The 23,886-nt window shown below is 66.9% G+C and carries 22 protein-coding genes; 11 read left to right on the top strand and 11 right to left on the bottom strand.

Features of this window, described 5'->3' with window-relative positions:
• Positions 1 to 9 precede the first annotated feature (9 nt).
• Together ppgK and WFH00_RS06570 are read left to right on the top strand one after the other, a co-directional pair.
• On the top strand, positions 10 to 819 hold the full coding sequence (ppgK, locus tag WFH00_RS06575; protein ID WP_336659908.1) for a polyphosphate--glucose phosphotransferase: 810 nt from the start codon (positions 10 to 12) through the stop codon (positions 817 to 819).
• On the top strand, positions 816 to 1,865 hold the full coding sequence (locus WFH00_RS06570) for an FUSC family protein (protein WP_442918805.1): 1,050 nt from the start codon (positions 816 to 818) through the stop codon (positions 1,863 to 1,865). Before ppgK ends, WFH00_RS06570 begins: the two co-directional genes overlap by 4 nt.
• Positions 1,866 to 1,978: 113 nt before the next feature.
• Here WFH00_RS06570 and WFH00_RS06565 read toward each other — a convergent pair whose 3' ends face one another.
• The 3 genes from WFH00_RS06565 to ddaH all read right to left on the bottom strand — a co-directional run bounded on the left by WFH00_RS06565 (position 1,979) and on the right by ddaH (position 4,706).
• A complete protein-coding gene (locus WFH00_RS06565; protein WP_336659906.1) occupies positions 1,979 to 2,992 on the bottom strand; it encodes an aldo/keto reductase family protein in 1,014 nt (337 codons plus the stop codon).
• A gap of 76 nt (positions 2,993 to 3,068) precedes the next feature.
• The gene (locus WFH00_RS06560) at positions 3,069 to 3,830 is read right to left on the bottom strand and encodes an SDR family NAD(P)-dependent oxidoreductase (RefSeq protein WP_336659905.1); all 762 of its coding nucleotides are present in this window, start codon (positions 3,828 to 3,830) and stop codon (positions 3,069 to 3,071) included.
• A gap of 105 nt (positions 3,831 to 3,935) precedes the next feature.
• A complete protein-coding gene (gene ddaH, locus WFH00_RS06555) occupies positions 3,936 to 4,706 on the bottom strand; it encodes a dimethylargininase (protein ID WP_336659904.1) in 771 nt (256 codons plus the stop codon).
• A 66-nt stretch (positions 4,707 to 4,772) separates the two neighbouring features.
• On the opposite strand from ddaH, the gene WFH00_RS06550 reads away from it, so the two are divergent.
• Together WFH00_RS06550 and WFH00_RS06545 are read left to right on the top strand one after the other, a co-directional pair.
• Positions 4,773 to 5,501, top strand: coding sequence for a TMEM175 family protein (locus WFH00_RS06550; RefSeq protein WP_336659903.1), 729 nt, complete (start codon positions 4,773 to 4,775; stop codon positions 5,499 to 5,501).
• Positions 5,502 to 5,599: 98 nt separating this feature from the next.
• Positions 5,600 to 7,831, top strand: coding sequence for an ATP-dependent Clp protease ATP-binding subunit (locus WFH00_RS06545; protein ID WP_336659902.1), 2,232 nt, complete (start codon positions 5,600 to 5,602; stop codon positions 7,829 to 7,831).
• Positions 7,832 to 7,837: 6 nt separating this feature from the next.
• Here WFH00_RS06545 and WFH00_RS06540 read toward each other — a convergent pair whose 3' ends face one another.
• Positions 7,838 to 8,725, bottom strand: a complete 888-nt coding sequence (locus WFH00_RS06540) for a MurR/RpiR family transcriptional regulator (protein ID WP_336659901.1) — start codon at positions 8,723 to 8,725, stop codon at positions 7,838 to 7,840.
• Positions 8,726 to 8,843: 118 nt separating this feature from the next.
• Here WFH00_RS06540 and WFH00_RS06535 point away from each other — a divergent pair, with 118 nt between their 5' ends.
• The 7 genes from WFH00_RS06535 to WFH00_RS06505 all read left to right on the top strand — a co-directional run bounded on the left by WFH00_RS06535 (position 8,844) and on the right by WFH00_RS06505 (position 16,037).
• Entirely contained in the window at positions 8,844 to 10,067 is a 1,224-nt protein-coding gene (locus WFH00_RS06535; protein WP_336659900.1) for a C45 family peptidase, read from the top strand.
• Between the two features lie 22 nt (positions 10,068 to 10,089).
• A complete protein-coding gene (locus tag WFH00_RS06530) occupies positions 10,090 to 11,745 on the top strand; it encodes an ABC transporter substrate-binding protein (protein WP_336659899.1) in 1,656 nt (551 codons plus the stop codon).
• 4 nt (positions 11,746 to 11,749) lie between these two features.
• Positions 11,750 to 12,703 carry an ABC transporter permease gene (locus tag WFH00_RS06525; RefSeq protein ID WP_336659898.1) on the top strand — a complete coding sequence of 318 codons (954 nt, stop codon included), beginning with the start codon at positions 11,750 to 11,752 and terminating at the stop codon, positions 12,701 to 12,703.
• A 62-nt stretch (positions 12,704 to 12,765) separates the two neighbouring features.
• Positions 12,766 to 13,548: an ABC transporter permease gene (locus tag WFH00_RS06520; RefSeq protein ID WP_336659897.1), complete on the top strand. Its 783-nt coding sequence runs from the start codon at positions 12,766 to 12,768 to the stop codon at positions 13,546 to 13,548.
• Between the two features lie 5 nt (positions 13,549 to 13,553).
• Complete coding sequence (locus WFH00_RS06515) at positions 13,554 to 14,348, top strand: ABC transporter ATP-binding protein (RefSeq protein WP_336659895.1); 795 nt, start codon at positions 13,554 to 13,556, stop codon at positions 14,346 to 14,348.
• A complete protein-coding gene (locus WFH00_RS06510; protein WP_336659894.1) occupies positions 14,345 to 15,193 on the top strand; it encodes an ABC transporter ATP-binding protein in 849 nt (282 codons plus the stop codon). The genes WFH00_RS06515 and WFH00_RS06510 overlap by 4 nt, the downstream gene beginning before the upstream one ends.
• Positions 15,194 to 15,305: 112 nt before the next feature.
• On the top strand, positions 15,306 to 16,037 hold the full coding sequence (locus tag WFH00_RS06505; RefSeq protein ID WP_336659893.1) for an SDR family NAD(P)-dependent oxidoreductase: 732 nt from the start codon (positions 15,306 to 15,308) through the stop codon (positions 16,035 to 16,037).
• A 165-nt stretch (positions 16,038 to 16,202) separates the two neighbouring features.
• Here the strand turns inward: WFH00_RS06505 and WFH00_RS06500 are convergent, their stop codons facing one another.
• The 7 genes from WFH00_RS06500 to WFH00_RS06470 all read right to left on the bottom strand — a co-directional run bounded on the left by WFH00_RS06500 (position 16,203) and on the right by WFH00_RS06470 (position 23,794).
• On the bottom strand, positions 16,203 to 17,321 hold the full coding sequence (locus tag WFH00_RS06500; RefSeq protein ID WP_336659892.1) for a branched-chain amino acid ABC transporter permease: 1,119 nt from the start codon (positions 17,319 to 17,321) through the stop codon (positions 16,203 to 16,205).
• The gene (locus WFH00_RS06495; RefSeq protein WP_336659891.1) at positions 17,318 to 18,205 is read right to left on the bottom strand and encodes a branched-chain amino acid ABC transporter permease; all 888 of its coding nucleotides are present in this window, start codon (positions 18,203 to 18,205) and stop codon (positions 17,318 to 17,320) included. Before WFH00_RS06495 ends, WFH00_RS06500 begins: the two co-directional genes overlap by 4 nt.
• Positions 18,202 to 18,912: an ABC transporter ATP-binding protein gene (locus WFH00_RS06490; RefSeq protein WP_336659890.1), complete on the bottom strand. Its 711-nt coding sequence runs from the start codon at positions 18,910 to 18,912 to the stop codon at positions 18,202 to 18,204. Before WFH00_RS06490 ends, WFH00_RS06495 begins: the two co-directional genes overlap by 4 nt.
• Positions 18,905 to 19,720, bottom strand: a complete 816-nt coding sequence (locus WFH00_RS06485) for an ABC transporter ATP-binding protein (protein ID WP_336660228.1) — start codon at positions 19,718 to 19,720, stop codon at positions 18,905 to 18,907. The genes WFH00_RS06490 and WFH00_RS06485 overlap by 8 nt, the downstream gene beginning before the upstream one ends.
• The gene (locus WFH00_RS06480; protein ID WP_336659889.1) at positions 19,720 to 21,051 is read right to left on the bottom strand and encodes an ABC transporter substrate-binding protein; all 1,332 of its coding nucleotides are present in this window, start codon (positions 21,049 to 21,051) and stop codon (positions 19,720 to 19,722) included. Before WFH00_RS06480 ends, WFH00_RS06485 begins: the two co-directional genes overlap by 1 nt.
• Positions 21,052 to 21,195: 144 nt before the next feature.
• A complete protein-coding gene (locus tag WFH00_RS06475; RefSeq protein WP_336659888.1) occupies positions 21,196 to 22,920 on the bottom strand; it encodes an ABC transporter substrate-binding protein in 1,725 nt (574 codons plus the stop codon).
• A 70-nt stretch (positions 22,921 to 22,990) separates the two neighbouring features.
• Entirely contained in the window at positions 22,991 to 23,794 is an 804-nt protein-coding gene (locus tag WFH00_RS06470; protein ID WP_336659887.1) for an SDR family NAD(P)-dependent oxidoreductase, read from the bottom strand.
• Between the last annotated feature and the right edge of the window lie 92 nt (positions 23,795 to 23,886).

The raw sequence follows: 23,886 nt of genomic DNA, 5'->3' as shown, positions 1-23,886 counted from the left end.
CTCGCCGCTATGGGATTGCAGCTCACCGCCATCGGAATCGACGTCGGCGGCACCGGCATCAAGGGCGGCGCGATCGACATCGCGACGGGCGAGCGGATCACCTCGCGGCACAAGGTGCTCACCCCCGCGGGTGGTGCTCCCGCTGACATTGCCCGCGAGGTCGGGGCAATGGCGGCCGCGATCCGCACCGAGCTCGTCGAAGCCGGGACGGCGACCGCTTCTGAGGTCGTGAACCTTCCCGTCGGCGTGACGCTGCCTGGTGTCGTGCGCGCCGGGGTCATGCGCACCGCGGCGAACATCGACCGCACGTGGATCGGCACCGACGCACGCGCGTTGCTCACCGCCGCAGTGGGTGCGCCGTGCACGGTGGTCAACGACGCCGACGCTGCGGGCGTGGCCGAGGTCGCCTTCGGCGAGGTGCACGGGCTGCCCGGGGTGACGATGGTGCTCACGTTCGGCACCGGCATCGGCTCGGCGCTCGTGGCAAACGGCGTGCTCGTGCCGAACTTCGAACTCGGCCACCTCGAGCTCGACGGTTTCGCGTCGATCGAGAAGCACGCGGCGGCGAAGGTGATTGAGCGCGAGGGCATCACGCTTCAGGAGTGGGCATCGCGGGCCGGGCGCTACATCGCCTACCTCGAGCGCGTGATGAACCCCGACCGCTTCGTGATCGGCGGCAGCATCAGCAAGGATGCGGATCGCTACCTCCCGTTTGCCGATGTGACGGTGCCGGTGACCGCAGCGCGGCTGCGCAACGACGCGGGCATCATCGGCGCCGCATACCTGGCAGCGCGCGGCGGGGCCTCCGCCGGCGAGTGAACGGGTTGATCACGGTCGTCCGGAGCCTCTTCGAGCTGCCGGCCGGCCCCGGCCCGCGCTTCTGGATCGCCGTTCGTGCGTCGCTGTCGATCGGAGTGCCGTTCATCGTGCTCACTCTGCTCGGGCACGAGCGGATCGGGTTGCAGACCGCGGCCGGCGCGTTCGTCGCCCTGTTCGCGGCCGGGCGACCCGCGGCCGAGCGCGCCAAAGTGCTCCCGTTCGTTGCGGCCGCGCTGCTCGCGTGCACGGCACTGGGGAGCGCGCTCGCCCCGTCGACGCTGTGGTTGTCGATCGGCCTCGTCGCGGTCTCCGCGGTCGCCGCACTGCTCTCGCTCGCGTACCGACTCGGACCTCCCGGCCCGACCTTCTTCGTGCTGAGCTACGGGCTCGCCGCGAACATTACCGCCGTCGTCGGCGGTGAGCGGCTGAATTCCCCGCTCACGCTCCTCGGGGCGATGACGGGCGGAGCGCTGTTCTCCTACCTTCTCGCGCTCGCGCCGCTGCTCCGCGCCTCAGAGCGAGCGAAGCTCGTGCGGCCGGTGCGCGAGTTGCTGCCCGGACCCTGGCTGGGCACCGAGGAATGGCAGTTGGTGCTGCGAATGTGCATCGTCGCGCTCGTCGGCACGCTGGTGACCGTGCTCTGGATCGATCCGCACCGCGCCTACTGGACCGTCTCAGCGGGCATCGCCGTCATCGGGCTCAGTGCCGTGCGGCGCCACTCGTTCGCGCGCGGCGTGCACCGAACCGCCGGCACCCTCGTCGGCGCAGCGCTGTATCTCGCGATCGCGCCGCTCGGGTCGCACGCCCTGCTGCTCGCGCTGATCCTCACCCTGCTGCAGTTCATGATCGAACTCGTTGTCGTGCGCAACTACGCGCTCGCCCTCGTCTTCATTACGCCGCTCGTGCTGCTCATCACCGGGGCCGCGTCTGGCAGCGCGAACCTCACCGGCACCGCCGCCGAGCGCGTCCTCGACACCGCGATCGGATCTGGAATCGCCGTCGCGACCGCGCTGATCCACCGCAGCGCGACCCGCCGCAGCGCGTAGCCACCCACACCAAACCCCTGCGATCGGGGTAACTTCTGACGCGTGTCGCTCGGTCCAAGCGGCGCGACACGCACCGAAAGTTGCCCCGATCGCAGGGGTTGGGGTGGGGCGGATCAGATCATCCGTGTCTTCGGGGAGACGCTGTAGGTGTCGTCGCCGTCGCGGTTCGGGGTGTCGCCTAGCGCCTCGTCGATCGCCGCGAGCGTGTCGGCGTCGAGCTTCACGCCCGAGGCCTTCACGGTGTCGGCGAGCTGCTCGGGGCGGGAGGCGCCGACGAGCGCCGCGGCGACGTTCTCGTTCTGCAGCACCCACGCGATTGCGAGCTGCGGCATGGTGAGGCCCGCCTGATCCGCAATCGGCTTCAGACGCTGCACCGCCTCGAGGATGTCGTCGCGCAGGTACTTCTTGATGAACTCGGCGCCGCTCTTGTCATCGGTCGCGCGCGATCCCTCGGGCACGGGCTGCCCCGGGAGGTACTTGCCCGAGAGCACGCCCTGAGCCATCGGCGACCAGACGATCTGCGAGATCCCGAGCTCGGCCGACGTGGGCACGACCTTCTCCTCGATCACGCGGTGCAGCATCGAGTACTGCGGCTGGTTCGAGATCAGCTGCACGCCGAGCTCGCGGGCGAGCGCGTGGCCCTCGCGGAGCTGCTCGGCGGTCCACTCGGAGACGCCGATGTAGAGCGCCTTGCCCTGCCGTACGATGTCGGCGAACGCCTGGAACGTCTCCTCGAGCGGGGTCTCGTAGTCGAAGCGGTGCGCCTGGTAGAGATCGACGTAGTCCGTGCCGAGGCGGCGCAGCGAACCGTTGATCGATTCCATGATGTGCTTGCGGCTCAGTCCGGTGTCGTTCGGTCCCATCGGGCCGGTCGGGAAGTACACCTTCGTGAAGATCTCGAGGCTCTCGCGGCGCTGCCCCTCGAGCGCGCGCCCGAGCACCGACTCCGCGGCCGTGTTGGCGTAGGTGTCAGCGGTGTCGAACGTGGTGATGCCGGCGTCGAGCGCGCCGTGCACCGTGCGAACGGCGGCGTCGTCCTCGACCTGCGACGCGTGCGTCACCCAGTTGCCGAAGGTGATTTCCGAGACCTTGAGTCCACTGTTTCCGAGATAGCGATAGTTGACCATGTGGCCACTGTAGGCGCGGTGCGCGGCGGATCGGCAGGAACTTGCACAGACTTCGCGCTCAGCGCACACCGCGCCCTCACACCGCGGTGGTCGAGATCCGCTCGAGCAGCCGGTCCGGGAGCACGCGGGTGAGCGGCGCGGCGAGCCGGTATCGCCAGTCGGCGAGCATCACGCTCTTGCCCCGCCGCACCGCACGGATGCCCTCGCGAGCGACGCGCTCGGTGTTCGCCCACGCGAGCTTCGGCAGCTCGGGCAGGTGATCCTCGCCCATGCGCGTATGGAACTCGGTGTCGAGGAGCCCCGGGCAGAGCGCCGTGACGTGCACGCCTCGGCGGCGGTAGCGGGCGTTTAGTGCGCGGGAGAGGGAGACGACCGCCGCCTTTGCGGCGCCGTAGGTTCCCGTCGGGGTGAGCGCCGCGACGCTCGCGACGTTCAGGATCCATCCGTAACCGCGAGCCAGCATCCCCGGCACGGCCGCGTGCGAGAGCCTGAGCGGGGCCCACGACAGCAGCTCATGCAGGCGCCGCTCGTCGCTCAGCTCGCTCTGCTCGAAGCCCGCGTTCACGCCGAAGCCGGCGTTGTTCACGAGAATGTCGACGGGCCGCTCGGGATCCGCGACACGTGCCGCGACCCGCTCGAGCGCGTCCGCGTCGGTGAGGTCGGCGGGGAGCGTCTCGGCCCGCACCCCGTAGCGGCGCTCGACCTCGGCCGCGAACTCCTGCAGCCGATCGGCGTCGCGCGCGACGAGCACGAGGTCGACGCTCAGCCTGGCGAGTTGGCGTGCGAGCTCCTGGCCGAGGCCTGCGGATGCTCCGGTGACGAGTGCGGTGAGTGACATGCGGCGAGTCTCCCAGAGGTGTCTGACCGCGCCCTCAGTAGAGGACTGCTGCGAAGCGTCCCGCGGATTCCGTAAATCGCGGAACCCACGGGACGCTCAGCGCGCTCAGTACGCGTTGCGCACGCGCACCGAGAGGCACGTGGGGCACCCCTCGAGCTTCTCGTACTCCGCGATCGCGACCTCGGCGACGTCGTACCCCAGATCGCGCAGCATCGCCGCGGTCTTCGGGGCGGAGGCCGAGATGAGGAGCTCCGACTCGCTCAGGCACACGACCGCAGTGCCGTGGGGCTCGGGCACGGGGAGGAAGCGGTCGAAGATGTCGGAGTTGTCGACGAAGTCTGGGTAACCGATGACCGTGCCGTCGGGCAGCGCCGTCACCGCGGTCTTGAGGTGCAGCACCTTCGTGACGGGTACGCCGACGACCTTGGCGCCCAGCGGCGCGAGGATCCGCCGCAGCTGCGCGACGCCCTCGGCGTTCGTGCGACCGCCGCGCCCCACGTACACGGTGTCGCCGATCTTCAGCACGTCGCCGCCGTCGAGCGTGCCGGGCTCGCGGATCTCCGCGATCGGCAGCCCGAGCTCCTCGAGCGCCTTGCGCGTACCCGCGGTCTCCGGCTTCCGGCTGTCCGCGCCGGGCCGCGTGATGACCGCGACGTTGCGGAACATCACGACCGTGTCCTCGATGAACACCGAGTCGGGGCAATCGTCAGCGGCCTCGACCTCGATCGTCTTCCAGCCGTGCGCCTGCAGAGCGGACACATAGCCCTGCCACTCCTCGCGAGCGCGCTCGAGGTCGACGCTCACCTTCTCGATGTGGTCGACGATCCCGTCGTCGAGCAGGGGGCTGGGCTGACGGACGAGTGCGATCTTCGACATGCGGCTGATTCCTCTGGTGTTCGAATGGTTCTTCTCCAGCGTAGCGGCCGGGGATATGCTGAGCGCGTGACCGGTCACAGGGTCTTCGGGCGCGAGGGTGCCGAGTTCGGGCGCGGCATCGGCTTTCTCGATGCCATCTACGGCTTCGCGATCACTCTGCTGGTCACGAACATCGATGTGCCGCAGGCCGACGAGTGGCGCGATCTCTCCCAGCTGCTGGGCGGCGCGCTCGGCCCGCAACTGCTGGGCTTTTTCATTACCTTCGTGGTGATCGCGGTCTTCTGGCGGCACAACATGGTGCTCCTGTCGCGCTTCACCGGGCTCGACGGCGCCATCGTGACGGCGAACCTCGTCACCGCCGGGCTCATCGTGCTGCTGCCGTTCACCACGCAGGGCATGAGCGATCCCGACATCTCCGAGTACCCGCTGCCCACCGCTCTCTACGCGGTCAACGTGGCGCTCGTCATCGCGTCGCAGTGGATGACACTCGAGATCGGCCGCGCGCGCGGGCTGCTGAAGGAGCACCTGTCGCGGGAGGCCGTCCGAGCGTCGCGCATCGACATCATCGCCCAGCTCTGCGTGTTCCTCGGGTCGGTGCCCGTCGCGTTCCTCACGGACCCCGACTGGGCGAGGTTGAGCTGGCTCCTGATGATCCCGATCGGCCGCATCACCGGGAAGTGGAGTGCTCGGCTCGCGGCGAGAGACTCCCGCGATGCGGGTGCGGATCGGCCTAGCGCCGAAGACGCACCGAGCGATGGCGGATCTGCCAGTCCCTCTGACCCCCTTCCCTCCTAGCGCAAAATCCACCTCTGCGTTAAACTTGAGTCATCATCACTCAAGTTTGCGGAGCGACCATCGGGTCACCGCATTCGGCCGCACGAGAAGGGAACCAGATGCAGGCCAACTGGCAGCCCGCACAGGGCGAAGCAGAGCAGAGCGCGCTCGAGCAGTTCGGCGTGAACCTCACCGAGGTCGCGCGATCCGGCAAGCTCGATCCGGTCATCGGGCGCGACTCGGAGATCCGACGCGTGAGCCAGGTGCTCACCCGTCGCACGAAGAACAACCCGGTGCTCATCGGGGAGCCCGGCGTCGGCAAGACGGCGGTCGTCGAGGGCCTCGCCCAGCGCATCGTCGCGGGCGACGTCGCGGAGTCGCTCAAGGACAAGGAGCTCATTTCACTCGATATCTCCGCGCTTATCGCCGGCGCAAAGTATCGCGGCGAGTTCGAGGAGCGCATGAAGGCCGTGCTCGCCGAGATCAAGGAGTCCGACGGCAAGTTCATCACCTTTATCGACGAGCTGCACACCCTGATGGGTGCGGGCGGCGGCGAGTCGTCGGTCGCGGCGTCGCAGATGCTGAAGCCGATGCTCGCGCGCGGCGAGCTGCGGCTCATCGGCGCGACGACGCTCGATGAGTATCGGGAGTACATCGAGAAGGACGCGGCGCTCGAGCGCCGGTTCCAGCAGGTGTACGTCGGTGAACCGTCGGTGACGGACACGGTGGCGATCCTGCGCGGACTGAAGGAGCGGTACGAGGCGCACCACAAGGTGACGATCGCTGACTCCGCGTTGATCGCGGCGGCAGCGCTTTCCGACCGTTACATCACCGCGCGTCAGCTCCCGGATAAGGCCATCGACCTGATCGACGAGGCTGCGAGCCGCCTGCGCATGGAGATCGACTCGGCGCCCGTCGAGATCGACGAACTGCGCCGCGCGGTCGACCGACTGAAGCTCGAGGAGCTCGCGCTCAAGAAGGAGAAGGACGACGCCTCGAAGGAGCGCCTCGTGAAACTCCGCGAGGATCTCGCCGAGAAGCAGTCCGAGCTCGACGGACTCGAGGCGCGCTGGGCGCGAGAGCGCGACTCCCTGAACCGCGTCGGTGCGCTCCGCGAGAAGCTCGACCAGCTCCGCATGGCCGCCGAGGTGGCGCAGCGCGAGGGCAAGCTGGAGAAGGCGTCGAAGCTGCTGTACGGAGAGATCCCGGTGATTCAGAAGCAGTTGACGGAGGCCGAGGTCGCTGAGGCCGAGGGCACTGTCGACGGCGAGGAGCGCATGGTCAATGACCAGGTGACCGACGAGGACATCGCGGGCGTGGTCGCGGCCTGGACGGGCATCCCGGTCGGCCGCCTGCTGCAGGGCGAGACCGAGAAGCTGCTGGCGCTCGAGCACGAGCTCGGCAAGCGTCTGATCGGGCAGGGCGACGCGGTGCGCGCGGTCGCTGACGCGGTGCGCCGTACACGGGCCGGCATCGCCGATCCCAACCGTCCAACGGGCTCGTTCCTCTTCCTCGGCCCCACGGGCGTCGGCAAGACCGAGCTCGCGAAGGCGCTCGCGGAGTTCCTCTTCGACGACGAGCACGCCATCGTGCGGATCGACATGTCCGAGTACGGCGAGAAGCACTCGGTCTCGCGGCTCGTCGGTGCCCCTCCGGGTTACGTCGGCTACGAGCAGGGCGGGCAGCTCACCGAGAGCGTCCGCCGTCGCCCGTACTCGGTGGTGCTGCTCGACGAGGTCGAGAAGGCGCATCCCGAGGTCTTCGACGTGCTGCTGCAGGTGCTCGACGACGGCCGCTTGACCGACGGACAGGGCCGCACGGTCGACTTCCGCAACGTCATCCTGATCCTCACCTCGAACCTGGGGAGCCAGTACCTGATCGATCCCGATATGCCGTGGGTCGAGAAGGAGGGTGCGGTCCGTGAGACGGTGCGGCGCTCGTTCAAGCCGGAGTTCATCAACCGCCTCGACGAGATGGTGATCTTCAGGCCGCTCTCGGAGGCGGATCTGGCGCAGATCGTGGAGCTCTCGATTGACCGGCTGCAGCTGCGGCTGGCGGATCGCCGGCTCACTCTCGCGGTGACGCCTGCCGCTCGGACCTGGCTTGCCGCTCGCGGCTACGACCCCATCTACGGCGCACGCCCGCTGCGTCGCCTCATGCAGAAGGAGATCGACGACCGGCTGGCCCGTGCGATCCTCTCGGGCGAGGTGCGCGACGGCTCCGCGGTGCGGGTGGACGTCGCGGCAGACGGGGACTCGCTTGTGCTCGAGAGCGAGGGATCGATGCCCTCGGCGACCGGCTGGGACGGCGACCTCGGTGACGACGTGATCGACGCCGAGATCGTGGAGTAGGGGAGCTCAGTAACCGAGGCGCCTCCGAAGGTCATTGAGGGTTTGGGAGGAGCGGAGGGCGGTGTCCGGGGCGACCGCGGACACCGCCTGTACCAATACGTCGCTGATGAGGATTCCCGCAATGCCCTCCGAGGTGAGCCCGGTCGGAGTGTGAGGCGCGGTGAGTGTCAAGGAAACACGAGCGCCGAGCTGATCCTGTAGTTCATCAGTGATCAGTAGGGAACTTGCTCCCACAAGCTGCGCTTGATCGATCAGCGCCTCCATGTCTCGCGTCACCCTTCCCGGCGCGAACAGCACCAGGAGGTCGCGCGCGCTCATATTCATGATCTCGTCCGCAAGGCGGAAACCATCAGTCGTGAGGCGCCGAGTATTCACGCCGACGCGACGCAAGCGCAGTGCGAGATGATCGGCCGTGTTACCCGAGGCTCCCAGTCCGTAGCAAAACACCGTATCGGCGTGCACGATCAAGTTCACTGCTGCTGAGTACTGCTCATCCGAGTTCGCACGGCTCGCCAGGGTAATAAGGTCCTGCGCCTCCGCCCAGACCTCTCGCTGCGTCTGGCCGAGATCCTGACCGAGGTGCTCGAGCCGACTCCTGAGCCGAGCCTCCGGGGAAACGCTGGAACTGAAGGGGGCCGCGACTTCTTGTTTGAGTTCGGAAAGCCCGGCATACCCGAGCGTCTGCAGCGTGCGCACCACCGACGCGTTGGATGTCTTGCTCTGAACGCCTAGCTCTGCCGCGCTCGCGTACAGCAACCGCTCCGCCGACATCGCGGTCAGCGCCCCGCTGACTGCGCGCTCCGATTTTGAGAGCCCTTCCCAGCGCTCGGCGATCCGCGCACGGAGGCGCGTGAGCGCCGGATTCTCGGTATCAGTTGTTACAAACGGTTCCATTGCTGTATCGTTCTGTCCTAAAGATGCAATTTATGTAACGGATGTTCCAATCATCATTCTCCCAGAATGTGTGAAACGCAAACGAGAACATCGGGCAACGACGGACAGAGAGGTCGGAATGAGCGGGGTGAGCCGAATTCGTGTGCTCGAAGTGAGCGGGCCACCGCGGGAACGGGGTCGCCAGTATGGAGAAGGCGCCAGCGATCTCATCGCGGACGCAATCGGATATTACTCGGCAGCACTTACGCAGCAAACTGGAATGTCGTGGGAGCAGATCACCGCGTCTGCAGAGCACTGGCTCGCGGTTTCCGAAGCGGCAGCCCCCCATCTCGTGGAGGAGATGCGCGGCATCGCGGAGGGCGCGGGAGTGAAATTCTTGGAGATCCTGACGCTGAATGTGCGTGGGGAATTTGTCTATAACCATCAATCTGGCGGCCCGCGTGGGAATGAGCCCGTCAGTAATGACGGCACTCTCGATGAGCGCGATGCGGTCGACGGGTGCACCTCCTTCTTCCTCACCGGAGCGGCGAGCGGAAGCGGGCGCACGCTCGTCGGCCAGAACTGGGATTGGCGCACGCTCACCGCGGGCACCACCCTCGTGCTTCGCGTCGTGCAGGATCCGCTTCCGACCGTCATCATGCAGCTCGAAGCGGGACAGATCGGTAGGCACGGTGCGAACTCCGCGGGCATCGCACTCAATGCGAACGGGCTTGGAGGAAGTTTCGGCACCGAGATCGGCCTCCCGCAGACACTCATTCGCCGCCTCGTGCTCGATCATGGTGACCTAGCAGGCGCCCTGAAGGTTCTGGTGAAGACGCGTCCGCACATCGCGAGCAATGCGTTGCTCGCGCACCGCAGCGGATACGGGATCGACCTCGAGACCACGCCTCACGGCGTCGACTGGATCTACCCGGACTCCGACGGCATCATCGCCCACACGAATCACTTCCAAGCATCGGTGCCGCCTCAACTTGCGGGTCGATATCGCCCGGTATCCGCGGACTCGCTGCTGCGGTATCCGCGGGTGAGAGAAGGACTCGGTCTGGTGTCGGGCGCATGCAATGCCGAGGAGAGCTATGCGCTCGTGCGGCACGCGATGTCCGATCACCTGGGCTTCCCGGAGGGGGTGTGCACCCACCCGGACCCCAGCGCTCCGCAGCTCAAGCAGTGGTCAACGTTGCTCTCAAGTTGCGTCGACCTCACTAACGGCGAGTATCGCGTGGCTCCGGGGTTCCCCTGCGAAACACCGTACGAACTCATGCCCTGGAACTTGTACGACGGTCCGTTCGGAGACGTCGTCGCTTCCGCTAATTCCCTGTCCCTCAACCCCACCCAGCACTGACGCTGTACAGGAGGCGTAATCAATGAAGAACACACTGCACCTCGGAGCCCGAACGGCGATCGGCATCGGCGCTGTCGCGGCGATCGCGCTCACCGGGTGCTCGGGATCGGACGCATCCGGGTCCGCCGGAGCGTCGAAGACGACGATCGACGCCCCCTTCGGCCCGACGACGCCTGCGGCTACCGGTCCGATCGACTCGGTCACCTGGATGCTGGGCGGTGAACCGACGACCATGGATGCCGACATTGATGCGACGACGGCCGATGACACCGTACTCGCGAACGTCTGCGACCGCCTCATGCAGGTTCAGCCCGACCTCAGCCTCGGCGCCGGCATCGCGACGGAGGCCGAGTGGACGGACGACACTCATGTCGTTTTTACGATCCGGCAGGACGCCACGTTCCACGACGGGAGCCCTGTCTCCACCGCCGACGTGCTCTGGAGTATGGAGCGGCACGCTGCAGAAGGCGCTGCTGAATCGGACGAGTACCAGAACGTCGTTTCGATGGAGCAGACAGCGAATGACGAGATCACCGTCACCACCACACAGCCCGACGCGATCTTCCTCCAGGCCATGGCCGGAGATGGTGGCATCATCTGGAATCCCCGCGTGATCGAGGCCGAGGGCGATGACTTCGGCGGCCCTGGTTCGGCATCCGCCTGCAGCGGGCCGTACCGCGTCGCATCATGGGAGCCCGGTTCGCAGCTCACGATCGAGAAATTCGACGACTACTGGAACACGGACGTCGACCCCCAGGCTGAGCAAGTCGTATTTCGCTGGGCCGATGAGTCCGCGATCGCGAACAGCCTTGCAGCGGGAGAGGCCCAGGGCGCCTACCTGGAGAATGCGGGCGCTGCAGCTGCCTTTGCTGAGAACTCGGAGGTGTCGGTGTTCCAGGGCCCCTCGACCAACGCATGGGTACTGGAAGCGACGGACCGCGGGCTCCTGACGAACTCCGAGGTGCGTCGCGCACTCTCGCTTGCGCTCGACCGCTCGGGGATCGCCTCCGCCGCCTTCAGCGGACTCGCCCAGCCGTGGAAGACGCCGGTGGGGGCGGGAGCCTGGGGCTACGAGGCCGACTCCTTCGAAAGCGCGTTCGACGCGCTCGAGGGAGCCCCGGACAAGCCGAGCGATGACGACATCGCGAAGGCAAAACAGCTGATTTCGGACGCGGGCGCCGAGGGGGAGTCGCTGGTGGTCGCGTCGAATGGATCTTCGACACACAACGTCATCGCCAATGCCCTCGTCTCGGCGGCGAAGTCCGTCGGCCTCGAAGCGGAGATCAGCGTTGTACCGCCGGCCCAGTACGGTGACTTCTACTCCGATGCGGAGCTTCGCGGAACCGCGGACCTGTGGCCCGACGAGTACTACATCTCAAAAAACGATCCGCTCGGGTTCTACAAGAATGGCAAGTCGGATGCCAGCGTGAATTTCGGCGTGTACTCGGATCCGGAGTACGACCGGATTGTCGACGAAGCATATGCCGCGACCGATGACGCGGAACGTGCGAAGCTCACACTCGAGCTGCAGCAGCGCTGGGTCGACAATGCTGTGTGGATTCCGGTGGTGGCGACGCCGGCGACGCTCGTGATGTCAAACGGCGTGACCGGTGTTCCCTCATCGGCAGCCTTCATCTACTACCCGTGGGCGGTCGACCTCGGAACGGCGCAGGGCTGAATCTATGGTCGGCCATGCAGTTCGGAGGATCGGGGGGATGATCCTGACCCTGGTCATCGCCTCCTTCATCATCTTCGCCGCGATGTACGCGGCCCCTGGTGACCCCGTAACCTTCCTGATCGGCAACCCCGAGAACCTCACACCGGAGCGGATCGCGAGCGTTCGCGCACAGTACCACCTCGACGACCCGATGCTGCTGCAATACTGGCACTGGCTCTCCGGAGTCGTCACGGGGGATTTCGGTCGGTCGTTCCAGTACCATCAGCCCGTCGCAGACATTCTCGCTGCGCGGGTACCCGTCACGCTCTCTCTCGTCGCGTATGCCGCGATCCTGCTCACCGTGGGGGGAATCGGCCTCGGCGTGCTCGCCGCCGTGCGTCGTGGCAAGACGGTGGACACGGCTGTCGTCGGAGGCACGACACTCGCCGCCAGCGTGCCATCGTTCGTGCTCGGAATTGCGCTCGTCGCGCTCTTCGCGGTGCAGCTGGGCTGGTTCCCGGTGGCCGGAGCCGCAACGGGCGGGCTCGAGCGGATATGGGCGCTGACGCTCCCCGCCCTGACTCTGGCGATCGGTGCGCTCGCAATTGTGAGCCGGGTTACCAGACAGTCGATGATCGAGCAGTTCTCATCGGAGCACGTCGAGGCGGCGCGCGCCACAGGTCTTGCGGAGCGCTTCATCGTGCGCGATCACGTCCTACGAGGGTCCTGGGGGCCGATCATCACGATGATCGCGCTCGTCATCGCGAGCATGATCGCGGGAACGGTCGCAGTCGAGACGGTCTTCGGGATCTCGGGCGTGGGGTCTCTGCTCGTCGATGCGATCAACACGCACGATTTCCCGATCGTTCAAGCAGTACTGCTCTTCATGGTGGTCGCGTACATGGTGGTCACCACGGTCGTCGATCTCCTGCTCCCGGTACTCGATCCGCGCATCAATAGAAAGGTGGCGAGCGCATGACGACATTAGTGCTCCCTCGCCTGCAGACACGGAAAAGGCGAGCCTCTCGACTGGGATTCTGGGTGTCGCTGGGATTTCTCGCAGTGGTGGGTCTGGCGGCAGTGCTCGGTCGCTTCCTTGCGCCCTACGATGCCGATGAGATCGACTTCGCTGCCATCTGGGCAGGCCCGGGGCGCGGCCACATACTCGGCACAGATCAGTTGGGGCGCGATCTCTTCTCGCGTCTGCTGATCGGCGCGGGCGAGACGCTGATCGGTCCGGTTCTTCTGCTCGCCATTGCGACCGTCATTGGAGTGGCGATCGGAGTGGTCGCCGCATGGCGCGGTGGCTGGGTCGACACGCTTCTCGCCCGGGTAACGGATGTCATGTTCGCGTTTCCCGGCTTGCTCTTCGTGGTTCTCGTGATCGCGGTCTTCGGTAAAGGGCCGGTCACCGCGATTGTGGCACTTGCCCTGGCCTATGCTCCCGTCATCGCGAAGTACACCCGCAGTCTGGCGCTGAGTGAGATCGGACGACCGTATGTAGATGCGTATCGCGTGCAGGGCGTCGGAGGTCTCGGAATCTGTCTTCGCGCCATCGTGCCGAACCTGATGCCGGCGCTCGTCGGCTACCTGGTCGTGCTGTTCGGTGAGACGCTGATGAGCCTCGCAACGCTGAGCTTCCTGGGTTTCGGGGCGCAACCCCCGAGCTCTGAATGGGGCCTCATGGTGCAGGAGGGGCAAGCGGGCATCATTCAGGGGCACTTCCTCCCGACGCTAGTGCCTGGCGCGGCGATCGCTCTCGTCGTCATTGCTGTCAACATCGTCGGTGTCCGTGTCGCCGACCGACTGCTTGCGAAAGGGTGACACGCATGCTGCTCAACATCACTGATCTCCATCTCGCTTTCCACACCGGCGACGAGCGAGCGTCAATCCTTCATGGCGTTTCCCTGATGGTCGCGCCCGGCGAGCTTGTCGGCCTCGTGGGAGAGTCGGGATCGGGAAAGTCGACGACGATCCGTGCCGCCCTGCGCCTGTACGGCGATGAGGCTGAGATCACGGGTGCAATCGACGTCGACGGCACCGACATGATTGCGGCGGACGCGGTGACCCAGCGCCAGGTGCGTGCTTCGACGGTGGCGCTCATCCAACAGGATCCTCGGGCTGCACTGAATCCGGTGCGACGCATCGGCGATTCGCTTGCCGAGCGACTCGTCAAGGTCCACGGCATGCGTCGGCCGGATGCAGACCAGCGGATCCTCTCGCTTCTGACCGACGTCGGGCTCTCGCATCCCGAACGGCGCATGCGCCAGTATCCTCATGAACTTTCAGGAGGGATGCTGCAACGCGTGGTGATCGCCGCGGCGCTGAGCACCGACCCGAAGCTCATACTCGCCGACGAGTCGACGAGCGCGCTCGATGTGACAACGCAAGCGGAAATCATTGCGATGTTCCAGCGCCAGATTCGCGAGCGCGGGCTCGGCATGCTCTTCATTACACACGACCTGCACCTCGCCGCGGCGATCTGCGATCGCATTCATGTGCTACGTCAGGGGGAGATCGTAGAGACGCTGCATCGCCCTGACATGTTCCGGACCGCGCAGCATCCTTACACTCGCGTGCTCGTAGATTCCGCACCCGCTCTCACTCGGAAGGGAACAGTATGAGTCTCGTTGAGGTCGAAGCGTTGCACCGTGTATTTCCGATGAAGCGGGGAGGCGAGGCCGTCACCGCCGTGAATCGGGCCTCGTTCTCCATCGAGGCAGGGGAAGCCGTCGGGCTCGTCGGCGAGTCCGGCTCGGGGAAGTCTACGATCGCCCGCATTCTGGTCGGCCTGGAACGCGCAGACGCAGGGTCGGCACGGATCGACGGACGCGACTGCCTGTCACGTCCTCGCGGTCGGGCCGCTCGTCTTGAGCGCGCTCAAGCAGTGCAAATGGTATTCCAGGACCCCAACGGTTCGCTCGATCGACGCGTCACGATCGGGGCTATGCTCGAACGGGCGCTGCGGCAGCACGGCCGAGTGATCTCACCAGGCGCAGTGCGCAAATCAGTCCTTCGATTGCTCGACCAGGTGCGCCTCATTGAACGGCACGCCGACGCGAAGCCGCACGAGCTCTCGGGTGGACAGCGTCAACGAGCGGCGATCGCGCGAGCGCTCGCGGTCGAGCCTCGGTTGGTCGTACTCGACGAGGCGGTCTCCGCGCTCGATGTCTCAGTGCAAGCGCAGGTGCTCGACCTGCTCACGGAAATTCAGCGGGAGTCGCAGGTCAGTTATCTCTTCGTCAGCCACGATCTCGCCGTCATCCAGGAGTTGTGTCAGCGAACTCTTGTGCTCTTTCGAGGAGCGATCGTCGAGCAAGGACCGACGGAGCGTGTGCTCGAGCGGCCAGAGCATCCGTATACGCAGTTGCTCATCGCATCGACGCCGGGTGAAGGCTGGAACCCGGAGCGCGTTGTGCGCGATCGCATGACGTTTACCCAGCGGATGTCGACCGTCGGGGACGCCTGACAAAGTGAGGCCGGGGGGTGGGCGCCATATCCCGCCGTGTCCGTCGAATCACGGACGCGGCGGGTGGTCCCGCTGTGGTCTGATGGGTCCAGGCCACTTCGGAAGGACGCTCATGGACCTGAATCGCACACTCCCGCGCCGCGTGATCGTGACCGGCGCCTCCTCGGGCATCGGCCGCGCGGTCGCGGAGGGAGTGCTCGCCTCGGGCGGGCGCGTGCTCGCCGTCGATCTCCGTTCCGACGCGGCGTGGGAACACGACCGGCTGGTGCAGCGGGACGCCGACGTGTCGGACGCGGATCGCGTCGCCGAGGTGTTCGCTGAGGCCGAGGCACTGCTCGGGGGCGCACCCGACGCGGTGGTGCACTGCGCCGGCATCTACGAGTGGAAGCCCGTGTCGTCGATGACCGTCGATGACTGGGATCGGTCGATGCGGATCAACGGACGCGGCACCTTCCTGATCGCCCAGGCCGCTGCCCGCTTCATCCGGGCGGGGGCGATCGTGCTTCTGAGCTCGGTCGCCTACGGTCGAGGCGACGAGACCGAACCCGGAGCGGTGTACGCCGCGAGCAAGGGCGCGATCGTGAGCCTCACCCGGCAGCTTGCCGCCGAGTTCGGCGCGCAGGGAATCCGCGTCAACGCGGTCGCCCCTGGCATGATCGACACGCCCATGCTCACCCTCGACGCGACGCCCGGCGCGGTGGAGGCGCTCACCGCGCACCTGCCCGCCCGCCGCATCGGCACGGTGGACGACGTCGCGAGCGCTTGCTTGTTCCTTGCGAGCGGCGCCGCGAGCTACATCACCGGCGAGACGCTGCACGTGGACGGCGGATACCTCGCGACCTGAGTGGAACTCGTCCGGTGAGCTGGGCGCACGAAGCTGCGCAGGAGCATGAAGCCGTGCAGACCCCGCGAAAACAGGAGCAAGGGCCGGGTTCCGAACTGGAACCCGGCCCTTGCTGTGCGCGGCGCCGTCGGCTGGCGTGCTGTCGGCCGGCGCGCAGACGATCCGCTACCGGCTTGCCGTGCGCTCCGCCTTGGGTGCCTCGGTCTGCGCGCGCCGCGACGACCGGGTCTCCGGCTCCGGCTCGTCTTCGTAGTCATCGTCGGTCCAGTCCTGGTCCTCGTTCATCCAGAACTCGAACCGCGCCCACAGGCCGCTGATGAACGGCACCAGGCCGCGCGGCATCGCGAGGATCACGATGAGCAGCACGATACCCAGGGCGACGAAGCGCACCTCCGGAACGTCTTGCAGCTGCATCTGCACGAAGGAAATGAGGATCGTGCCGATGATCGGCCCCGTGATCGTGCCGAGCCCGCCGACCACCATCATGGTGACGATGAGCGTCATCGGGCCGAGACCCATGAGCGTCGGCGAGGCGACCTCGAAGACGTTCGCGTAGACCGCGCCCGCGACTCCCGCGAAGAAGCCGGAGATGGCGAAGATCACCATCTGGTACGTCCGCTGCCCGACCCCGCGTGCCGAGGCGAGCGCCGGGTTATCGCGCATCGCGATCATGCCGTTGCCGAGCGGCGAGCGAACCAGCGCGAACAGCACGAGAGTGGTGAGCAGGGCGACGCCGAGGCCGATCCAGTAGTTGATCTTCAGCGCGTTCTCGCCGGAGAATCCGAAGCCCGTGAAGCCCGACATGCCGTAGCTTCCGCCCGTCACGCCGGACTGGTCCGCGATGATGAGCAGTCGCACGACCTCGGCGAAGCCGAAGGTGAGGAGCGAAACGTAGATGCCGCGGAGGCGCAGCACCGGGATCGAGAGCAGCAGGGCGATGACCGCCGAGACGATGCCCCCGATCGGGATCGCGACCCACGGTGACACCGGCAAGTACGTCGCGATGATGCCCGCCGAGTAGGCGCCGAGGGCGTAGAAGGCCAGCTGACCGAAGTTCCACACGCCGCCGTAGCCGAGTACGAGGTTCCAGCTCTGCGCGAGCGTGATCGTGATCATTACGAGCGCTGCCGTGCTGAGCCAGCTGCGATCGGGGGATACGAACGGGAAGACGATCGCGACGAGGAGGGCCACCGCGGCGATCCCGAGTCGAGGCCGCGGCCAGCCCAGGCGCTTCGCGTCCCAGCGGGGCGTCGCTGCCGCTGCGGTCGAGGGATTCGTGCTCATAGCCGGGCCTCCTGCGGCTTTCCTGCAATGCCGTAGGGGCGCGCGATGAGCACCACCACGATCAGTGCGTACAGTACGGGCATCGCGTAGGTCGAGGTCCAGAAGATGGAGACCGCGGCCTGCACGAAACCGATGATGTATGCGGCGATGATGGTTCCCCGCGTGCTCCCGAGGCCCGCAAAGATGGCGACGATCAGCGCTTGCAGCATCGGCAGGTCGCCCATGTTGGGCGACACGAAGTAGACGGGTGCGAGCAGCACGCCCGCGAGCCCGGCGAGTCCCGCAGCGAGTCCCATCGTGAGCACGTAGGCGCGCCGCGCGGGAATGCCCATCAGCCGTGCCGCGTCCAGGTTCTGGGCGACCGCCACGATCGCGAGGCCGTAGCGCGACTTCGCGAGGAAGACGCCGAGCGCGGAGAGCGCGGCGATGGCGATGACCGCCGTGAGCACCTGATGCCACGTGATCGAGACGCCCTCGGTGATCTGGAGCCGACCCGGCACGAGCGCCGGAAAGTCCTTCTGCCGCGGCCCGTAGAAGAGCTGCACGAGGTTCTGCAGGATCGAGGCGATCGCGAATGTCGAGATGAACGCGGTCATCTCGAAATCGATCCCGGCCCGTCCGATGAGGCGGCTGATGCCCACGGCGTAGCTCAGCATGCCGAGCAGCGCGGCGATGACCATCGCGAGGATCATCGCGAGCCAGGGCGACCAGCCCAGGTTCGCCACGAACGTCCAGGCCGCGATGCCGCCGACCATCACCATGACACCCTGCGCCATGTTGAGCACGCGCAGGGTGCCGTACACGAGGTTCATGCCGATGGTGATGAGGGCGAGCATCGAGCCCTGCACGAGGGTCGAGACAAGGGTTTGCAGTACGAGGTTCATTCGGAGACCCCCAGGTACGTCTCTCGGAGCGCCCGCTCGTCGAGCAGCGCTGCGTCGTCCGCCGATCGGACGATCTCGCCGTTTTCGACGAGGTGGATGGTGTCGGCGAGCGACTGCGCCCGGGTTACGTTCTCCTCCACGAGGAGCACCGTCATGCCCGAGTCGACGATGCGCCGCACGCGCGAGTACACCTCGTCGACGATTACGGGCGCGAGCCCGAGGCTCGGCTCATCGATCATGATGAGCTTGCCGTCGCCCATGAGGCCGCGCCCGATCGCGAGCATGCGTCGCTCACCCCCGGAGAGTGTGCGGGCGCGCTGCGTACGACGCTCGAGCAGCCGCGGGAAGATTTCATAGATCTCTGTGATCCGCTGCTTCGCGCGCTTGGATGCGCTGCGTGTGAAGGCGCCGAGGATGAGGTTTTCCTCGACGGTCATGTCGGGGAAGACGAGATCGCCCTGCGGCATGTGGATGAGGCCGCGCTCGACGAGTTTCTCGGCCTTCTCGCGGGTGATGTCGACTCCGTCGAAGCGGATCGTTCCCGACGTCACCTTGATGAGCCCGCTGATAGCTCTCAGCAGCGTGGTCTTGCCGTGGCCGTTCGGCCCGACGAGCACCGAGCACTCGCCCTGTTTCACGGTGAACGAGATTCCCTGCACGATCGTGTTCGCGCCGTATCCGGCGACGACGTCGGTGAGTTCAAGCATGACGTTCCTCCTCTCGAGCAACCTTGATCGCGGCCGTGCTCGCGGCCTCCTCCGCGGAGGAGCCGAGATAGACCCGCACCACTTCGGGATCGGTCATGACCTCGTGCGGATCGCCCTGACGCAACGTCCGCCCCTGGTCCATGATGAGCACGCGATCGGCGAGCGTCATGAGCGCGCGCATGACGTGCTCGATGAGCACGATCGTGACGCCCTCCTCCCGATTGATGCGCTGGAGCAGCGCGAGCATCGCATCAATCTCCTCGTCGTTCAGACCACCGAACGGCTCGTCGAGGAAGAGCATGCGGGGCGAGCTCGCGAGCGCCGATGCGATCATGAGCCGCTTCTTGTCGTAGACCGGAAGATCACCGGAGAGCTCGTCCGCGCGAGCCTCGAGCCCGACCGCGTGCAGGGCCGCGTCCGCGCGGTCCCACACCTCAGGGTCCCGGGTGAGGCTCTTCCACCACGGCTTGCCAGATCCGAAGTGGGCGCCGACAACCACGTTGCCCATGACGGTCTCACTGTCGAACACCGACGGCTTTTGGAACGTGCGGGTGATCCCGAGATGACAGATCGCGTGCACTGATGACCGCACGATCGAGGTGCCGTCGAAGACGATCTCGCCGCTCGACGCCCGCACCATGCCGGTGACGAGATCGAACAGCGTGGTCTTTCCCGCGCCGTTCGGGCCGGCGATCCCGAAGATCTCGCCCTCGCGCACGCTGAAGTTCACGTCGTTGACCGCGACGAGGCCGCCGTAGCGCTTCGTCGCTCCCCGGACGTCGAGGAGCACCTTGCCCGGCGCGCTCATCACAGCCAACTCGGCAGCTTGAATTCGCCGTTGATATACGGCGCGGGCGAGATGAGTACCTGCTTCTGATCCTGAATTTGGTAGGTCAGGTGCGGCATGCCAAGGCTGGGATCGTTCACGGCGTCGGGGTAGGGGATCGCCGTGTGGTCCTCCTCGCCGAAGCGGTACGTGCCGACGACTCCGCGGAATGTGAGGTCCTTGACCGCCACGGAGACCTTGTCCGAGTCGTAGGGATCGCCGGCGCGCGAGGCCGCCAGCGCCCAGAGGCGCACGATGTCGTACTGCGCACCCGACTGGCTGAGACCCGCTTCGGTGCCGAAGGCATCGAGGTAGCGCTTGCGGAAGCGCTCGCCGATGTCGTCCGGCAGCGTGCCGATCGTCGTCGACCAGATGACGCCGTTCGCGGCATCGCCCGCGAGCTCCATGTACTCGGGCACGCTCGGGCCGTACTGCTGGTAGAGCAGCGACGGCGTCGGTGCCGACGCGAACTGCTTCGCGAAGCTTGCGAGGTCGCCGGCGAGATAGTCGGTGACGAAGATGAGCCCCGGAGGGTTGTTGCGAATCTTCGAGAGCTGCGGGCCCCAGTCGGCGTAGGGCACCGAGATCTCCTCGTAGAGGGTGATCTCCCAGCCCATCTTCTTCAGGCCCTCCTGCATCACGGTCGCGATGGAGACCGAGTAGGAGTCGTTGCTCGCGATGACGGCGGCCGTCTTCGACGACGGGGTCCACGCGCCCGACTCGATCCACCCCTCCATGAGCTGCTGGAAGCCGCTGGCGTACCAGGGCTCCGTGGGGCAGCACTGGAAGATGTTGGTGATGCCGTTCTTGACGACGTAGTCCGTGTTGTCCTGCAGGGTGTTCGTGTGGAAGAGCGGAACGCCGCCGTCCGCGTAGGTGTCGAACTCCACCGAGGTGGTGGTCGTGTAGCCGCCGGAGGCCGCCGCGACCTTCTCGCGCGACACGAGCCGCTCGGCCACCTGGATGAAGTTCTCGGGTGCCTGGTCTCCGACGTCACCCACGACGAGCTCGACCTCGCGCCCGAGCACGCCGCCCTGAGCGTTGATGTCCTCGATCGCGAGGCGCGCGCCGCGCTCCATCTCCTGTCCGTCACCGGCGAAGGGACCCGTGACGGGAGCGACGAGACCGAACTTGATCTTGCCGCCCGCTGAGCCGCTCCCGGCTGCCCCGGCCTCCGTGCGCGGTGCACCGAAGTAGCCGCCGACGCCGCCGACCGCGAGACCCGCGATGCCCGTGAGCCCGGCCGCGCGCACCAGATCGCGGCGGGTGATGCGTTTGCGTTTCGCGCCGCTCGGGGGTTGATTCTCACTCATTGATTCCACTCCTTCGTGATGGTGATCACGCGCCGCACCGTTCACCCGTGCCGCATCAGGTTCATACGGTAGGTCACGCCGCATCCGCGCGGCATGCGTCATTTGACGGATCTGCCGAGAACCGTCGCAACAGGGCCGCTGGGCTCAGGCGAACCAGTCGGGCAGGCGGAAGTCGCGGACGCTGCCGAAAGGCTCGGGCCCGAGGAGCACGTGCTTGCCGCCCTGAATCTGGTAGATCTGGTGGGCCTGGCTGAGCGCCGCGTCGTTCGTCGTGTCGGGGTAGAGCTGCGGTGACTGCTCCGACGCACCGAAGTAGTAGACGCCGTTGACGCCGCGGTACGGCCACCGGCGGAGGTGCGCGACGACATCGGCGACGTTCTCGGGGTCGGTCGCCGACCAGGCTGCTGCGAGCATGCGCACCTGGTCGTAGAGCGCCCCGCCGATCGACCACCCGGGCTCCTCGTGGTACTTCGCCCGGTACTGCTCCCTGAACCGCGTGCCGAATTCGTCGTCGTAGGTTCCGGTCACCGTCGACCAGAGCACCCCATCAGCGGCGGATCCCAGCTCGCGGATGAACGCGGGGTTCGAGGGGGCGTAGATGCCGTACACGAGCGCCGGGAGCCCGCGCTTCAGGAAGGCGCGCTGGAACGCCACGAACTCCTGTTCGAGGTAGCTCGCGAACAGGATCGCGCCCGGCCGGATCTCCTCGAGCTGGTCCATGATGCCGTCCCAGTCGGACGCACCGGCCGGGGTCGAGATCGGCTCGAGCATCTCCCACCCCTGGGCCGCCGCGCGGGCCTGCATCTCGGGCGTCGTGAGGCGCATGCTCGCGGAGGGAAGCTCGAGGGACACGATGGTGCGGCGCTCGGGCATCCACTCTCCCGACGCTTCCACGTCTCCGAGCAGCCGCAACATGCCTGGCGCGTAGTGATTCTCAGAGGCGCACGTCTGGAAGATGGTGCCGAACTTCCACGGCTCCTTCTCGGTGCGCTGCACGTCGGCCTCGAATGTCGCGGTGTGCAAGAACGGTTTGCCGTACGAGGCGATCCGGTCGATCGCCTCCGGGTGTTCCGCGCTGACGTAGCTCGTGACGATCGCGTCGACGCCCGCGTCGACGAGCGAATCGAGCCCGCGACTCACGCTGTCCCAGTCGAAGAGGTCGACCTCTACGGGCACGGCCTCGATGCTGCGACCGCCGATGCCCCCGTGCTGGTTCAGCTCGTCGACCGCGAGAAGTGCGCCGCCGAGCACCTCGGCGCCGTCCGAAGACGAGGTTCCGGGGCTCACGATGCCGAGCCGGATCGGCACGCGCGACTCGATGTCGTTGCGGATCGGCTGGTGCCCCCGCTCGAGCCGGCGCTGGTACGCGAGTTCGAGCTCCGCGATCCCGAGCCCGACGGAGTCGGGAAGCCCGCCGGGGAGGGGGAGGCGCAGCAGTCCGAGATCCACGGCGATCGCCGCGAGCCCGCCGCGCGAACCCTGGTCCAGCTTCTCGAGGAGGCGCTCGAGCTGTGTCGACACGGTTCGCGCCGAAGTACCGAGGCGTTCGGCGATGCCGCCGTTCGTGAACCCGAGGGCGACGAGGGTGAGCACGTCGAGCTCCCTCACCGTGAGGCCGCGGGGCATCTCGCTCGGGCGGATCCGCACGAACACTCGCTCACCGCGCGATCTCTGCGGGGCGTGGGTCTGCGCCAGCGTCAGCTGCACGTCGAGCCATTGCGTGTCGTTGCGCCAGACGAACCGCATGGCGGGCCGGCGGATCTGCACGAATGCCTTCGCGTACCCCCAGAGTTCGGCGGGGACGAGCTTCGGAAGCGTTTCGGGTGGGGTGTCTACCGCGATGGTGCGCTCAACGACTCCCTGCAGCACGGACCCCACATCCCTTCACCCGCAAGTCGGGTACGGCGATAGTAGCAAGCCTCCGCCGCAACAGCCCGGCTCAACCGAACTGCACCCCACCGTTGACTGCGATCCGCTGCCCGCTCACGTACGAGCTGCCGCCGCTCACGAGCCAAGCGACCGTGTCAGCAACGTCTTCCGCCGTCCCGTGACGCTGCAGCGGCACCTCCGCGCGGAGTTCCGCGTAGCGCTCATCGACCGAGACGCCGCGCTCCTGGGCCTGGAACTCGACCTCCTCCGCGTGCATCGGCGTCAGGATGAAGCCCGGTGCGACGGTGTTGCTCGTGATGCCGGACGGGCCGAGCTCGACCGCCAGAACGCGCGTGAGCGTGTGGATCGCGCCCTTGCTCGAGCAGTAGGGCGCCCCTCCGATCACCGGCTCGTCTCCGAAGAGTGACCCCATGTTCACGATGCGACCCGCGCGCGACTGACGCAGGTGCGGAATCGCGAGCTGCGTCAGCGCGATCACCGCGACGACGTTGACCTCGAGGGTGCGCCGGAGCGCGTCGAGGTTGAGCTCTGCGACCTCGGCCGCCTCGCCCGGGCTGGCCGCGTTATTCACCAGAGCGTCGATCCCTCCGAACGCCTCGTGCGTGCGCTCGATGAGCTCGGCGCGGACGCCCTCGTCTGCGATGTCCCCGACAACGGCGATGGCCGATCCGCCGTCGATGTCTGCGGCAAACGCGTCAGTGAGGCTCGCCGACAGGTCGGAGAGACCGACGCGGAAACCGTCGCCCAGGAGTCGCCGCGCGGTCGCGAGGCCGATGCCCGAGGCCGCTCCCGTGACGACGGCGACGCGGGGCGCGCTCGCGCCGGGCTGGTTCGGGGCAGTGGGTTCGGGCATCACGGTTCCTTCGGCTCCTTCTCGAGGATCGTGCGGATCCTCCGCACCCACTCTTGCGCGCCCGCCCGCGAGAGGCATCGGCAAATTGACGT

The organism is Leucobacter sp. USHLN153, from assembly GCF_037145615.1.
In the GTDB taxonomy this organism is placed as follows: domain Bacteria; phylum Actinomycetota; class Actinomycetes; order Actinomycetales; family Microbacteriaceae; genus Leucobacter.
The sequence above is the reverse complement of the archived record's forward strand: the minus strand, read 5'-3'. Positions and strand labels throughout refer to the sequence as shown.